This is a genomic window from Chitinimonas sp. JJ19, assembly GCF_036961565.1.
Classification (GTDB): domain Bacteria; phylum Pseudomonadota; class Gammaproteobacteria; order Burkholderiales; family Chitinimonadaceae; genus Chitinimonas.
Window position 1 is genome coordinate 84,021 of sequence record NZ_JBAMDD010000008.1, and the last position, 13,948, is coordinate 97,968.

Annotated in this window: 19 protein-coding genes; all 19 read right to left on the reverse strand. The window is 62.5% G+C overall.

Annotated elements, in window-relative coordinates; translation table 11 throughout:
• Positions 1-451: 451 nt before the first annotated feature.
• On the reverse strand, positions 452-1,198 hold the full coding sequence (gene tatC, locus V7714_RS11700) for a twin-arginine translocase subunit TatC (RefSeq protein WP_335709881.1): 747 nt from the start codon (positions 1,196-1,198) through the stop codon (positions 452-454).
• 14 nt (positions 1,199-1,212) lie between these two features.
• A complete protein-coding gene (tatB, locus tag V7714_RS11705) occupies positions 1,213-1,689 on the reverse strand; it encodes a Sec-independent protein translocase protein TatB (RefSeq protein WP_335709882.1) in 477 nt (158 codons plus the stop codon).
• A gap of 3 nt (positions 1,690-1,692) precedes the next feature.
• On the reverse strand, positions 1,693-1,911 hold the full coding sequence (tatA, locus tag V7714_RS11710) for a Sec-independent protein translocase subunit TatA (protein ID WP_284195020.1): 219 nt from the start codon (positions 1,909-1,911) through the stop codon (positions 1,693-1,695).
• 47 nt (positions 1,912-1,958) lie between these two features.
• Entirely contained in the window at positions 1,959-2,318 is a 360-nt protein-coding gene (locus tag V7714_RS11715; RefSeq protein ID WP_284195021.1) for a histidine triad nucleotide-binding protein, read from the reverse strand.
• A gap of 3 nt (positions 2,319-2,321) precedes the next feature.
• A complete protein-coding gene (locus V7714_RS11720) occupies positions 2,322-2,654 on the reverse strand; it encodes a phosphoribosyl-ATP diphosphatase (RefSeq protein ID WP_442891013.1) in 333 nt (110 codons plus the stop codon).
• Between the two features lie 200 nt (positions 2,655-2,854).
• Entirely contained in the window at positions 2,855-3,253 is a 399-nt protein-coding gene (hisI, locus tag V7714_RS11725) for a phosphoribosyl-AMP cyclohydrolase (protein WP_335709883.1), read from the reverse strand.
• Positions 3,250-4,020 carry an imidazole glycerol phosphate synthase subunit HisF gene (hisF, locus tag V7714_RS11730; RefSeq protein ID WP_284195024.1) on the reverse strand — a complete coding sequence of 257 codons (771 nt, stop codon included), beginning with the start codon at positions 4,018-4,020 and terminating at the stop codon, positions 3,250-3,252. The genes hisI and hisF overlap by 4 nt, the downstream gene beginning before the upstream one ends.
• Positions 4,021-4,103: 83 nt before the next feature.
• The gene (gene hisA / locus V7714_RS11735) at positions 4,104-4,841 is read right to left on the reverse strand and encodes a 1-(5-phosphoribosyl)-5-[(5-phosphoribosylamino)methylideneamino]imidazole-4-carboxamide isomerase (protein WP_284195025.1); all 738 of its coding nucleotides are present in this window, start codon (positions 4,839-4,841) and stop codon (positions 4,104-4,106) included.
• Between the two features lie 13 nt (positions 4,842-4,854).
• Positions 4,855-5,511 carry an imidazole glycerol phosphate synthase subunit HisH gene (hisH, locus tag V7714_RS11740; protein WP_335710008.1) on the reverse strand — a complete coding sequence of 219 codons (657 nt, stop codon included), beginning with the start codon at positions 5,509-5,511 and terminating at the stop codon, positions 4,855-4,857.
• A gap of 29 nt (positions 5,512-5,540) precedes the next feature.
• Positions 5,541-6,134 carry an imidazoleglycerol-phosphate dehydratase HisB gene (gene hisB, locus V7714_RS11745; RefSeq protein ID WP_335709884.1) on the reverse strand — a complete coding sequence of 198 codons (594 nt, stop codon included), beginning with the start codon at positions 6,132-6,134 and terminating at the stop codon, positions 5,541-5,543.
• 72 nt (positions 6,135-6,206) lie between these two features.
• Positions 6,207-7,271 (reverse strand): histidinol-phosphate transaminase, encoded by a 1,065-nt coding sequence (gene hisC / locus V7714_RS11750; RefSeq protein WP_335709885.1) that lies wholly within the window; start codon positions 7,269-7,271, stop codon positions 6,207-6,209.
• Positions 7,271-8,569, reverse strand: a complete 1,299-nt coding sequence (hisD, locus tag V7714_RS11755; RefSeq protein WP_335710009.1) for a histidinol dehydrogenase — start codon at positions 8,567-8,569, stop codon at positions 7,271-7,273. The genes hisC and hisD overlap by 1 nt, the downstream gene beginning before the upstream one ends.
• A gap of 81 nt (positions 8,570-8,650) precedes the next feature.
• Entirely contained in the window at positions 8,651-9,298 is a 648-nt protein-coding gene (gene hisG, locus V7714_RS11760; RefSeq protein ID WP_335709886.1) for an ATP phosphoribosyltransferase, read from the reverse strand.
• Positions 9,299-9,529: 231 nt separating this feature from the next.
• The gene (gene murA, locus V7714_RS11765) at positions 9,530-10,795 is read right to left on the reverse strand and encodes a UDP-N-acetylglucosamine 1-carboxyvinyltransferase (RefSeq protein ID WP_284195031.1); all 1,266 of its coding nucleotides are present in this window, start codon (positions 10,793-10,795) and stop codon (positions 9,530-9,532) included.
• A gap of 50 nt (positions 10,796-10,845) precedes the next feature.
• Entirely contained in the window at positions 10,846-10,968 is a 123-nt protein-coding gene (locus V7714_RS11770) for a hypothetical protein (RefSeq protein ID WP_284195032.1), read from the reverse strand.
• Positions 10,950-11,189 (reverse strand): BolA family protein, encoded by a 240-nt coding sequence (locus V7714_RS11775; RefSeq protein WP_284195033.1) that lies wholly within the window; start codon positions 11,187-11,189, stop codon positions 10,950-10,952. Before V7714_RS11775 ends, V7714_RS11770 begins: the two co-directional genes overlap by 19 nt.
• 47 nt (positions 11,190-11,236) lie before the next feature.
• A complete protein-coding gene (locus V7714_RS11780; RefSeq protein WP_284195034.1) occupies positions 11,237-11,992 on the reverse strand; it encodes an ABC transporter permease in 756 nt (251 codons plus the stop codon).
• Positions 11,993-12,032: 40 nt separating this feature from the next.
• Complete coding sequence (locus tag V7714_RS11785) at positions 12,033-12,938, reverse strand: ABC transporter ATP-binding protein (RefSeq protein WP_335709887.1); 906 nt, start codon at positions 12,936-12,938, stop codon at positions 12,033-12,035.
• Between the two features lie 97 nt (positions 12,939-13,035).
• Positions 13,036-13,920: an MlaA family lipoprotein gene (locus V7714_RS11790; protein ID WP_335709888.1), complete on the reverse strand. Its 885-nt coding sequence runs from the start codon at positions 13,918-13,920 to the stop codon at positions 13,036-13,038.
• Positions 13,921-13,948: the final 28 nt, after the last annotated feature.

Below are 13,948 nucleotides of genomic sequence, written 5' to 3' on the forward strand. Positions count from 1 at the left end.
GTCGTTCGCAACCTTGCCGGATGAAGGGCAAGGCGCAAGCCGCGCAGCGGTACCGGTTCCGGTACCGGTACCGTCAGCGGCTTGCAACGCCGCCCTTCGCCGGCAAGGCTGCGAACCCGAAGGGCTGAGCTGGAAAACGGCCATTCACTGCGTTGTGGCGCTTGGCAATAACTGGTTATTGCCTGCGCACCACGCCTTGTGCCTGGCCATTTTCCAGATCAGCGACGCGGCGAAAAGACGTTGAACAGGCTCTAAGCGCCGCCAGCCGGCTTCGCTGTGCGCCAGCGCTCACACGCCCGGCAAGAATCGCAACCCAGGGTTTTGTTGGCGACTCCCACCCCCGCCTGATGAAAAACACCCCAAGGCCTGGACACAGATCCAGGCTGTTGGGGTGTTTTTCATGGTGAACCCAGCGCGGCATATCGACCAGCGCCGCGCCCTGCAAGCCCGCCTAGCCCGAAGCCTCGGTATTCTCCGCCTGCTTGGGTACCATCAGCCAGGCCGCCAGCACCACGCCCAGCTCGAACAGCAACCACAGCGGCACTGCCAGCATGACCTGGGACAACACATCAGGCGGTGTCACCACAGCCGCAATCACAAAGGCGCCCACAATCACATAGGGCCGGGCCTCGCGCAGCTTGGCTACGGTCACGATGCCCATGCGTACCAGCACCATCACGATCACCGGCGTCTCAAATGTGGCGCCGAAAGCCAGGAACATACCCAGCACAAAGCTCAGGTATTTATCGATGTCCGTCATCATGGCCACCCCCTCTGGCGTGACGCCGGTCATAAAACCAAACACCACGGGGAACACCAGGAAATAGGCGAAGGCCATGCCGACCAGGAACAGCACCAGGCTGGAGATGATCAAAGGCAGTATCAGGCGCTTCTCATGCTGGTACAGCCCAGGCGCCACAAAGGCCCAGGCCTGGTACAGGGTATGCGGCAAGGTCAGCAGAAAAGCCACCATGCCCGCCACCTTCATGGGCACGAAGAAACTGGAGGTCACATCGGTGGCTATCATCTGGCTGCCCACCTTCATGGCCTTGAGCATGGGCATGGCCAGCAGGTGATAGAGATCGCCGGCCCAATTGAACAGCAGGCAAAATGCCACCACCATCAGCAGCACGGCGCGCACCAACCGGCTGCGTAGCTCGATCAGGTGCTCGATCAGGGGTTGGAGGTCTTGTTGCATGACTATCCTGTCGCTCAGCGACGGTCACGCACAGCACTGGACTGTGCGGCAGGCTCGGGCAGGGGGCTGATAGGCGCTATCTCAAGCGGCGGCGTGGTAGTAGTCGGTGGGGCAAACAGGTCGAACTGCGGCGCATCGGGTGCACCGGCCGCCAACGCAGCCTGGTCTGCCGCAGAATGCGCTAGTGGATCCGCCGTAGCATCACGCGCCTCGCCCAGCACCCCCTGCAGATCCTGGTTTACCTCTTTCAGCTCGCCATTCAGCTGCTGGTGCATCTTGCGCCCAGCCTCATTCATCTCGGCTTCCATCTGGCGCAGGCTATCGAGGTCTATCTCACGCTGGATATCGGCCTTCACGCCGGCCACATAGCGTTGCAGACGCCCCACCATGCTGCCCAGCGTGCGGGCGACCTTGGGCAAGCGCTCCGGGCCAATGACCACCAGGGCCACTACCCCCACCACCAAGAGCTCGCCAAAACTGATATCAAACACGGCTTAGCGCTTGTCCTTGCTGGCTTCGTTCTCGAACACCCGGGCGCCTTCCACCGGTTTCTCGGCGATCTTGGGCTTGTCATCATCCGACTTCATGCCTTCCTTGAAGCCCTTGATGGCCGAACCCAGATCCTTGCCCACGCCGCCCAGCTTCTTGGTGCCAAATACCAGCACCACGATAACCAGCACGAGCAGCCAATGCCAAATACTGAAGGAACCCATTTTACTACCTCTCCCAACGTTGCCGCCGTGCGCCAGCACGGCGTTGTTTACTGTACCAGTTGCGCCATCATGGTCTCGGCCTTGCCACCACCGCCGAACACATGCAGATGCAGGTGGAAAACCGATTGGCCGCCCTTGGCACCCGTATTGATCATGGTGCGGAAGCCCTCACCCAGACCCTGCTCGCGCGCCAGTTGCGGCGCCAGTGCCAGCACCTTGCCCAGCAAGGCCTGGTCATCCGGCACAAGCGTCAACAGCGATTCGATATGGCGCTTAGGCACGATCAGGAAGTGAACGTTCGCAATCGGGTGTATATCGTGGAAGGCGATCACATCGTCGTCCTCGTACACCTTGTTCGACGGTATCTGCCCCTGCGCTATCTTGCAGAAAATGCAGTTATCACTCATTGCCTACTCCTTGCCCGCCGTGCGCGCATTTTTTTCATCTATGCCCGAAATCCCCTCGCGCCGGGCCAGTTCGGCCAGCACATCATTCGGGCCCAGGCCCTGGTGCGACAACAGCACCAGGGTGTGAAACCACAGGTCGGCCACCTCACACACCAGGTGCAGGCGATCGCCATCCTTGGCCGCCATCACGGTCTCCACCGCCTCCTCGCCCACCTTCTTCAGGATGGCATCCAGGCCCTTGTCCATCAGCTTGGCGGTATAGGAAGACGCCGGATCAGCGCCCTTGCGGTCTTCCAGGGTCTGGGCGATGCGATAGAGTATGTCGGGGTTGATCATATGGGCGGCTCAACAAGACGGGCGATTATAGGCGGGGAAAAAGACAGTTGGGTGACAAGTCTGCGCGTATGCGCATGGCGCGCAACACTGGCGCGGTAAAAAAAGCCGCGGCCGCCAGCAGACCGTTGCAAATGCGCCTATCAGGCGCAAGCCCGGCCCCTTCTGTGGAGCAGCTTTTGGGGAGCGGGGTACGTCAGCTGCTAGTGGCTAGCGTGGCCACCATAGATGGCACCAGGGTCTTTCAGTACCGCATCCGTCACAACCCACTGCTCATCCACCAATTTGCGGTACAGGCAACTCTCGCGGCCAGTATGGCAGGCAATGCCGCCTGCCTGGACAATCTGCATCACGATCACATCGCCATCACAGTCCAGCCGCAACTCACTGACGGTTTGCAGGTGCCCGGATTCCTCGCCTTTTTTCCACAGCCGCTGGCGCGAGCGGGAAAAATAATGGGCGATACCAGTCTGCGCCGTCAGTTGCAGTGACTCCCGGTTCATATAGGCCACCATCAGTATCCGCTGGCTGTGCGCATCCTGCGCAATGGCCGTCACCAGGCCCTGGGCATCCCAGCGCACCTCATCCAGCCAACTGCTCATAGCCTTACCTCTATACCCTGCTGGCGCATCAGCTGCTTGGCCTCGCCCACGGTATGATCACCAAAATGGAAGATGCTGGCAGCCAGCACCGCATCGGCACGCCCCAGCTTGATGCCATCGGCCAGGTCCTGCAGCTTGCCCACACCACCCGAGGCAATCACCGGTATGGTCAGCGCATCGCTGACTGCACGGGTCAGTGCCAGATCAAAACCCGAGCGCGTGCCATCGCGATCCATGCTGGTCAGCAGTATCTCGCCAGCGCCACGGCGCTGCATCTCCAGCGCCCACGCCACCGCATCCAGCCCGGTGGCATTGCGCCCGCCGTGGGTATAGACCTCCCAGCGCGGCGCCGCATCGGGCGCGCTGACCCGCTTGGCGTCGATGGCCACCACAATGGCTTGCGAGCCAAAATAGCCGGCCGCCTCCTCCACCACCTCCGGCCGGGTCACCGCCGTGGTGTTGATACCCACCTTGTCGGCACCGGCATTGAGCAGGCGCCGCACGTCCTCGACCTTGCGCACACCACCACCCACCGTCAGCGGGATAAACACCTGCTCGGCCACAGCCTCGATGATATGCAGTATCAGGTCGCGGTTATCGGAGCTGGCCGTGATATCCAGAAAGGTCAGCTCATCGGCGCCCTGCTGGTCGTAACGGCGGGCAATCTCCACCGGGTCGCCGGCATCGCGCAGGCCCACAAAATTCACGCCCTTGACCACGCGGCCATCGGTAACGTCCAGACAGGGAATGATGCGTTTGGCGAGCATGGCGGGCCTGTGCAGCGAGATCGACAATAAGAAAGAAACAGGGCAGCCGGCTCAGGTCAGGCCACGCCGCCCCGGCAAGCGATTCAGCCACCCAGCTCGTCAGCCAGTTGCTGGGCAGCGGCAAAGTCCAGCGTTCCCTGGTAGATGGAGCGGCCGGCAATCACCCCGCTGACGCCCTCGCCTTCAACCGCGCAGAGCTTTTGCACATCATCCAGATTGGTCAGCCCACCTGAGGCAATGACCGGTATGGTCAGGCTCTGGGCCAGCTTGACCGTCGCCTCGATATTCACGCCACTGAGCATGCCATCGCGGCCTATGTCGGTGTAGATCACCGATTCCACGCCGTAATCCTCGAAACGCTTGGCCAGATCGACCACATCATGGCCGGTGATCTTGCTCCAGCCATCAATGGCCACCTTGCCGTCCTTGGCATCCAGGCCCACGATTACCGAACCGGGAAACGCATCGCAAGCCTCATGCAGAAAGCCCGGCGTTTTGACTGCCGCCGTGCCGATGATGACGTAGCGCAGGCCGGCCTCCAGGTATTTCTCTATGGTCTCCAGGTCGCGTATGCCCCCGCCCAGCTGTACCGGTATCTCGCTACCCACTACTTCCAGGATGGCGCGCACGGCCTCCAGGTTCTTGGGCTTGCCGGCAAAGGCGCCGTTGAGATCCACCAGATGCAGGCGGCGGGCACCCGCATCCAGCCAGCGCTGCGCCATCTCGGCCGGGTCTCCAAAGACGTCGGCGGAGTCCATTTCGCCTTGTTTCAGGCGCACGCACTGACCGTCTTTCAGGTCGATTGCGGGAATAATGAGCATGATGTTCTTTGGCTTATTGAGCAGGTTGAACCGTGCCGTCCCAGGCTACGAAGTTTTTCAGCAATTGCAGGCCGGCAGCATGGCTTTTCTCGGGGTGGAACTGGGTGGCAAAGATATTAGCGCGGGCCACGGCAACGGTGAAGGAAAACGGATAGTCGCTACGCCCCACTGGCAGTGCCGCATCGGGCGTATCCATATAGTAGCTGTGGACAAAATAGAAGCGTGAGCCGTCTGCAATACCCTGCCACAAGGGATGCGGCCGGGTTTGCCATACCTCGTTCCAGCCCATGTGCGGCACCTTCAGCCTGCTGCCATCGGCCGCCACCATGCGCTCGGCCTCAAAGCGCCTGACCTGCCCCGGGAACAAGCCCAGCGCTGGCGTGTTACCGCCTTCCTCGCTCAGCTCGAACAACAGCTGCGCCCCTACGCATATCCCCAGAAAAGGCTTGCTGGCAGCCGCCGCCAGCACGGCCGGGCGCAGATCGCGGGCCAGCAGCTCACGCATGCAGTCGCGCATGGCCCCCTGGCCGGGGAACACGACCTTGTCGGCCGCGGCAATCACCGCCGGATCACTGCTCAGCTGTATTTCCGCCTCTGGCGCCACATGCTCCAGCGCATGGGTCACCGAGCGCAGATTACCCATACCGTAATCAATCACGGCTATCTTCATGGACATGCTCTCACGCAATGCCAACCGCCTCAGGCGGTCAGCGTTCCCTTGGTCGAGGGCATGCTGCCCGCCGCCCGCTCATCCACCTCTACCGCCATGCGCAACGCACGGCCAAAGGCCTTGAAGATGGTCTCGGCCTGGTGATGGGCGTTCTTGCCCTTCAGGTTGTCGATATGCAGGGTCACCATGCCGTGATTGACGAAGCCATGGAAGAACTCGCTGAACAGGTCCACATCGAACTGGCCTATGCTGGCGCGCGTGTACTCCACGCCATAGTCCAGCCCCGGCCTGCCCGACAGGTCTATCACCACCCGGCTCAAGGCCTCGTCCAGCGGCACATAGGCATGGCCGTAGCGGCGTATGCCCTTCTTGTCACCCAAGGCCTTGGCCAAGGCCTGGCCCACGGTGATGCCGATATCCTCGACCGTATGGTGGGCGTCGATATGCAGGTCACCCTGCGCCACAATATCGAGATCCACCAGGCCATGCCGTGCCACCTGGTCCAGCATGTGCTCAAGAAACGGCACGCCGGTATCGAAGCGGCTCTGGCCCGTGCCATCCAGGTTCAGGGTCACGGTAATCTGGGTTTCCAGGGTGTTGCGGCTGACGGTAGCAGTTCTCATGGCTAAGGCTCTGAAGGGTTTCCTGGCAGAAGGGAATGCTGCAGGCTTGCCTGCGCAGATATCGGGCACTCGCTACAGGCACGCCGGCAGGCTGGACAATACCCGGCTGTTCTCGTCCGGGGTACCCACGGTAAAACGCAGGCAGTGTTGCAGCAATGGATGGGCGCCATGCAGGTTCTTGATCAGTATGCCGGCCGCCTTGAGTGCCGCAAAGCAACGCGGCGCATCGGGCACCCGCGCCAACACGAAGTTGGCTTCGGAGGGAAACACCGTCACCCCGGCCATGGCAGCCAGCCCCTCGGCCAGCCTGGCCCGCTCCTGCCGCAGCAACAGCGCCTGCTGGTCGAACACCGCCTTGTGCTTCAGGGCAAATACAGCCGCCACCTGGGTCAGCACATTCACGTTATACGGCGGCCTCACCTTGTCGAGCTGGTCTATCCACTGTGGCTGGGCCGCCGCATAGCCCAACCGTATGCCCGCCAGGCCCAGCTTGGAGAGCGTACGCATCACCAGCAGGCGCGGATGCTCGCCTGCCAGGGCCATCAGGCTGTCATCGGCAAAGGCAGTATAGGCTTCATCGACTACCACCAGCCCTGGCGCCTGCGCCAGGATCGCCTCCACCTCGGCGCGGGCATAGCGCGGCCCGGTCGGGTTGTTGGGGTAGGCCAGGAACACCACGGCAGGCTGGTGCAGGGCGATGGCAGCCAGCATGGCGGGCAGGTCCAGCGCAAAATCCGGCCGCAGGGGTACGCCCACGTAATCCAGCCGGCTGAATACCGCGTTCATGCGATACATCACAAAAGACGGCTCGGCCGCCAACAGCTTGGCGCCCGGCCGAGCCAGCGCCTGGCAGATCAAGGTAATGATTTCGTCCGAACCATTGCCCAGCAGCACACCAGCCGTTGCCGGAATGGCAAACGCCTCGCGCAAGCGTTCTTTCAGCCCACCGCCATGCGGGTCTGGATAACGATTGAGCGCCGCCACGGCCAGGCGCCGGCCCAGCTCGGCCTGCAGATCAGGCGGCAGGCCAAAGGGGTTCTCCATGGCGTCGAGCTTGATCAAGCCGGTAGCATCGGCCACATGGTAGGCCGACAGCGCCGCAATCTCGGGGCGCACATAATCCAGTGCCGATGTCATCAGCAGCCCTCCTGCAGGCGATACTCCGCCGACAGGGCGTGCGCCTGCAGCCCCTCGCCATGGGCCAGGGTGCTGGCAATCCGCCCCAGCGTCTGGGCGCCGGCTTCCGACACATAGATCAGACTGCTGCGCTTCTGGAAGTCGTACACCCCCAGGGGGCTGGCAAACCGCGCCGTGCGCGAGGTCGGCAGTACATGGTTGGGGCCGGCACAATAGTCGCCCAGCGCCTCCGATGCATAGCGTCCCAGAAAGATGGCTCCGGCATGGCGTATCTGCGCCTGCAAAGCCCAGGGGTCGGCTACCGACAGTTCCAGGTGCTCAGGCGCAATCTGGTTGGCGATTTCGGCCGCCTCGGCCAGGTCGCGTACCTGTATCAAGGCGCCCCGGTTGGCCAGGCTGGCGCGGATAATGTCCTGCCTCGGCATGCCAGGCAGCAGGCGCGCCATGCTCTCGGCCACCTGCGTCAGGTAGGTCGCGTCAGGGCACAGCAGTATGCTCTGGGCTATCTCGTCATGCTCGGCCTGGCTGAACAGATCCATGGCCACCCAGTCAGGGTCGGTCTGGCCGTCGCAGATCACCAGTATCTCGGACGGCCCGGCCACCATATCGATGCCCACCACGCCGAACACCGCCCGCTTGGCAGCAGCCACATACTGGTTGCCCGGCCCGGTGATCTTGTCGACCTGCGGTATGGTGGCCGTACCGTAGGCCAATGCCGCCACGGCCTGGGCGCCGCCCAGGGTGTATACCCGGTCCACCCCGGCTATATGCGCGGCAGCCAGCACCAAGTCGTTACGCTCACCCCTGGGGGTGGGTACCACCATGATGATCTCGGCCACCCCGGCCACCTTGGCGGGAATGGCATTCATCAGTACCGACGAGGGATAGCTGGCCTTGCCGCCGGGCACATAGAGCCCGACCCGGTCCAGCGGCGTCACCGCCTGGCCCAGCACCGTACCGTCCTCCTCGGTGTACTGCCAACTGGCCTGCAACTGCCGCTGGTGATAGCGCCGCACCCTGTCGGCAGCCGCCTCCAGCGCCTCGCGCTGGGCGGGTGTCAGGCGCTGGTAGGCGGCCAGCAACTCGGCCGGCTGCAGCGTCAGCGCGGCCATGTCAGCGGCCTCCAGGCCATCAAAGCGACGGGTGTATTCCACCACCGCGTCATCGCCACGCTGGCGGACCGCCTGCAGTATGGCCGCGACATCGGCGTCCACCTGCGGATTTTGGGCCGTCTCAAAGGCCAGCAGGGCAGCAAGCTGGGGCTGGAAATCGATCTGGGTGGTGCTGAGGCGTTTCATCATGGAGAGGCTCTGCTTCACTGTTCGGGCCGCGCCCGACGTTGTTATAGACGTAGCGGGCGGATGCGACAGCGATCCGCTTCAGGCGTGATGATGCGCATTCGCCTGGGCGAATGCGTCGATGATGGGCTGTACACCCATGCGCTTGAGCTTGAGCGAAGCCTGGTTCACCACCAGGCGGGAACTGACATCCTGCACATGCTCCACCGCCACCAACTGGTTGGCGCGCAAGGTGCCACCAGTGCTGACCAGGTCGACGATGGCATCTGCCAGCCCCACCAGGGGCGCCAGCTCCATCGAGCCATACAGCTTGATCAGGTCGACGTGCACGCCCTTGCGGGCAAAGTGCTCGCGGGCCGACTCGACATACTTGGTCGCCACCCGCAGGCGGGCACCCTGCTTGACCGCCCCGAAGTAATCAAAGCCCTCGCGCACGGCCACCATCAGCTTGCACTGGGCTATCTCCAGGTCCAGCGGCTGATACAGCCCCGCACCACCATGCTCCAGCAGCACGTCATAACCGGCTATGCCCAGGTCGGCCGCGCCATATTGCACATAGGTGGGTACATCGGTAGCCCGTACGATCACCAGCCGCACATCCGCGCGGTTGGTACCCAGTATCAGCTTGCGCGACGACTCCGGGTCCTCGCTCGGCACGATGCCCGCGGCGGCAAGCAGCGGTACGGTTTCTTCGAAGATGCGTCCTTTGGACAGGGCGATGGTGATCATGGCAAGGCAAAAAACGGCAGAAGGCGGATTATGCCGGTGCGCGGCAAGACTGGCGAGCAATAGTTGTCTACCATCATCATAATGAAATGTTATTTACACCTCAGTCGCTTAGACAAGCAACAAAACAACTTGTCTAGATGAATTCGCCCGATATCTGCCTCCCGCACCGCCCACCTGCACCCATAAAAAACCCCGCTCACAGCGGGGTTCTCTCAGGCAGCCAGGCCAGCCTCAATGGGCCGCCGTACCGACCCGCTTGATATCGGCACCCACACCACCGAGCTTGGCCTCGATGTGCTCGTAGCCACGGTCCAGATGGTAGATGCGATCCACAATGGTCTCACCCTCGGCCGCCAGTCCCGCAATCACCAGCGAGGCAGACGCACGCAGATCGGTCGCCATCACGGTAGCGCCCGACAGCTTGTCCACGCCCTTCACCACGGCGGTATGGCCATCGATATGGATATCCGCCCCCATCCGCGCCAGCTCGGAGACATGCATGAAGCGGTTCTCGAAGATGGTTTCGGTAATGACGCTGGTACCGGTAGCCAGGGTATTCATGGCCATGAACTGGGCCTGCATATCGGTGGGGAAGGCAGGATACGGCAGGGTGCGGATGCTGACGGCCTTGGCCCGCTCCCGCATTTCGATGGCAATCCAGCCGTCGCCAGCCTCGATATAAGCACCGGCTTCGCGCAGCTTGTCCAACACCGAATCCAGAATATCGGCACGGGTATTGCGCAGCACCACCCGGCCACGGGCCATCATCACGGCGCAGAGGAAAGTACCAGTCTCGATCCGGTCCGGCATCACGGCATGCTCGGCGCCATGCAGCCGCTCCACCCCTTCGATGCGTATGGTATCGGTGCCGTGGCCGGTAATCCTGGCGCCCATCTTGATCAGGCACTCAGCCAGGTCCACCACCTCGGGCTCCCGTGCGGCATTCTCTATGGTGCTCACACCATCGGCCAGCACAGCCGCCATCAGCAGGTTCTCGGTACCGGTCACCGTCACCATGTCGGTGATGATGCGGGCACCCTTGAGCCGCTTGGCGCGGGCATGGATATAGCCATGCTCGATATTGATCTCGGCCCCCATGGCCTGCAGACCCTTGATGTGCTCACCCACTGGCCGGCTACCTATGGCGCAACCACCGGGCAGCGATACACGGGCCTCGCCGAAGCGCGCCAGCGTGGGGCCCAGCACCAGGATGGAAGCCCGCATGGTCTTCACCAGCTCATACGGCGCTTCCAGCTTGTCCACGCTGGCACCGGTCAGCTCGAACTCGTGCACATTGTCGGTCATCACCCGCATGCCCATGCCCTGCAGCAGCTTCTGGGTGGTCATCACATCACGCAGTTGCGGCACATTGGTCAGCCGCAGGGTGTCGGCCGTCAGCAGCGAGGCGCACAGTATGGGCAAGGCCGCGTTCTTGGCGCCCGAGATGGTGATCTCGCCGCTGAGGGGGTTGCCGCCGGTAATACTCAGTTTGTCCATGTCTTGCTCTCAAGGCGGCAACAGGCCGCCAGCTAAGGTTCGCAACCGGGTCAGACTGCCAGCCACCAGATCAGCAGCAACAGCAACCACGGCAGATTGATCAACACCAGTCCCAGCCGGTCGCTTAAGGGCCGACGCTTGGGCTCGGGCTGTTTCAGGGCTGGTTTTTCCATTCGTGCGGACTATAGGTCTTCATCGACAGCGCGTGTATCTCTTCACGCATGCGCTCGCCCAGCGCCTGATAGACCAGCTGATGCTGGCGCACCCGCGGCAGGCCATCGAAGGCGCGTGCCACGATGACGGCCTCGAAGTGATGGCCGTCACCGCTGACCTCTAGCACTTCGCAGGCCAGGCCGGCGGCGATGTATTGTTTGACTTGTTCAGGAGTAACCATGACGTTTCTGTTTTCTGGAATCCCGGCGGACGGTAGCCGCCAGCTTGTCAGTGTTTGAGCTTGTAGCCCGTACGCAGGAGTTGCAAGGTAAATGCAGCCAGCACTACCACCGTGCCCGAGACCACGGCCAGGCTCAACCAGGGCGATACATCAGATGCCCCAAAGAAACCATAGCGGAAGCCATCGATCATGTAGAACACCGGATTGAGGTGCGATACGCCCAGCCAGAAGGCCGGCAGCGAGTGAATGGAATAGAACACACCGCTGAGAAAGGTCAGCGGCACAATGATGAAATTCTGGAAAGCGGCCAGCTGGTCGAACTTCTCCGCCCAGATACCGGCAATCAGGCCCAGGATGGCCATCACCGACGAACCTAGCAAGGCAAAGGCCAGTATCCACAGGGGATACTTGAACTCCGGCCAAGCCAACCACATGGTCACCGCCAGCACCCCCGAGCCCACCACCAGGCCACGGACCACCGCAGCCAGCACATAGGCCAGGAAGAACTCCAGGTGCGACAGCGGCGGCAGCAGGATATAGACGATATTGCCGGTGATCTTGGACTGGATCAGGCTGCTTGAGGTATTGGCGAAGGCATTCTGCAGCATGGACATCATGGCCAGGCCCGGTATCAGGAAGGCGGTATAGCGCACCCCCGGATAGGCCTCCACATGCGACTCCAGCACATGCGAGAAGATCAGCAGATACAGCACCGCCGTCAGGACGGGCGCAGCCACGGTCTGGAAGCTGACCTTCCAGAAGCGCAGGATTTCCTTGTAGAACAGGGTACTGAAGCCTTGCATGCCGTATGGAGCAGAACCAGGGCGCTATGCGCGCACCGGCCTACCCGCGTTTCCTTCCCATCACGTCGAGGAATACCGATTCCAGATCGGGCTTGAGTATTTCCATGTCCTGCACAGCCACCCCCGCTTCACGCAGGGTGGCCAGCATGCCCTCCAGCGTACCGCAGTCATCTAGCTTGAGCTGATAGGCCCCGCCCTCCTGGCTGACCAGCAAAGGCTGCAGGGCTGCCGGCAGCACATCGGGGAACAGGCGCAGCGACAGTACCCGCGCCGAATGGGAGGCCATCAAGGCCGCCTTGTCGTCCAGCGCCACCAACTCGCCCTGCTTGAGCATGGCAATCCGGTTGCACAGCGTCTCGGCCTCCTCCAGATAATGGGTGGTCAGCACGATGGTGTGGCCTTCGCCATTGAGCCGCTGGATAAACGCCCACAGGGTCTGGCGCAAGGCGACATCCACGCCGGCCGTAGGCTCGTCCAGCACAATGACCGGCGGCTTGTGCACCAGCGCCTGGGCCACCATCACCCGCCGCTTCATGCCACCAGAGAGCGCCCGCATATTGGCGTCCGCCTTGCTGGCCAGGCCAAGCTGCTCCAGCAGCTCATCTATCCAGGCCTGGTTGCGGCGCAGGCCAAAATAGCCGGACTGGAACTGCAAGGTCTCGCGCACGGTAAAGAAAGGGTCGAAGGTCAGCTCCTGCGGCACGATGCCGACCTTGCGGCGCGCCGCCCTGTAGTCGCGCTGCACATCGCTGCCCAGCACCTCGGCCGTGCCGCTGTCGGCCTGGGTCAGGCCGCCCAACACCGAAATTAGGGTGGTCTTGCCGGCACCATTGGGGCCCAGCAGGGCAAAGAACTCGCCCTCGCGCACCTCAAGGTCTATCCCCTTGAGGGCTTCAAGCTCCCCAAAGCGCTTCTTGACGGCGGAAAAGCGGATAGCTACGGACATGGCGATAAAAGGCGGAAAACGTGAATTCTACCCGAGCCGGGCGAGGAGCAAACCAAGATTACGCAGGACGGCCCCAGGCCGCCTGCGACAGGCGCACTCAGGGGGTGGGCAGCAAGGGGGCAGCCTCAGGTTCGGTAGCGGCTGGCTCGGTGGCCTGTGGTTCTGCCATGGCCGCAGGCGTCGGCGCAGGCGCCGGCACGGTCTCAGCCGGCTGTTGCTGTGGCGCTGCAGGTGCAGCGGGAGTGGCAGGTGCCGGCTCAGCCGGTTCAGTCTCTTCCGCCTCAACCTCACCCAGGGGCAAGGGCTGGGCCGGTGCACCATCCCAGACCAGGTTGTAGCGGCGCTGCAGATAGCTGTCGCGCACAAAACCGTACTCGTCACCAAACGAGGCCGATTCAATCAGCGCATCAGCCGGCAGCAGGGTGGCGCGGGTATCCACCAGCTTGAGCAGGTTCAGCCCCAGGCTGGTGTCGTCATCATGCAGGGCGCGCATGGGGTTGAGGGCATAGCTGCCCACCCAGTCACTGCTGTCGCGCAAGGTCTTGGGCCCCAGGAACGGCATCACGATATAGGGGCCGGACGGCACGCCCCAGGCACCCAGCACCTGGCCAAAGTCTTCATCATGCTTGGGCAGGCCAGCTGGCGTGGCGATATCAATCAGGCCAAACAGGCCCAGGGTGGAGTTGAACACCACCCGGCCACCGTCACTGACCGCCTCGCGCCATTTGCCCTGCAGCAGGTTGGACGCGCCGATATAGATGTCTTCCAGATTACCGAAGAAATTACTCACCCCCGCCCGCACCGGCTTGGGCGTGATCGCCACATAGCCCTGCGCCACCGGCTTGAGCACCGCCTTGTCTACGGCACTATTGAAGGCATAAACCTTACGGTTCACCGGCTCCAGCGGGTCGTAATGATTGGCGGGCGTAGCACAGGCCACCAGCAGCAGCGGGCTGAGCAGCAAGGTGTAGGGGTGGCGCATAAAAACTCCGTAGCCGTTTAGACTGAAG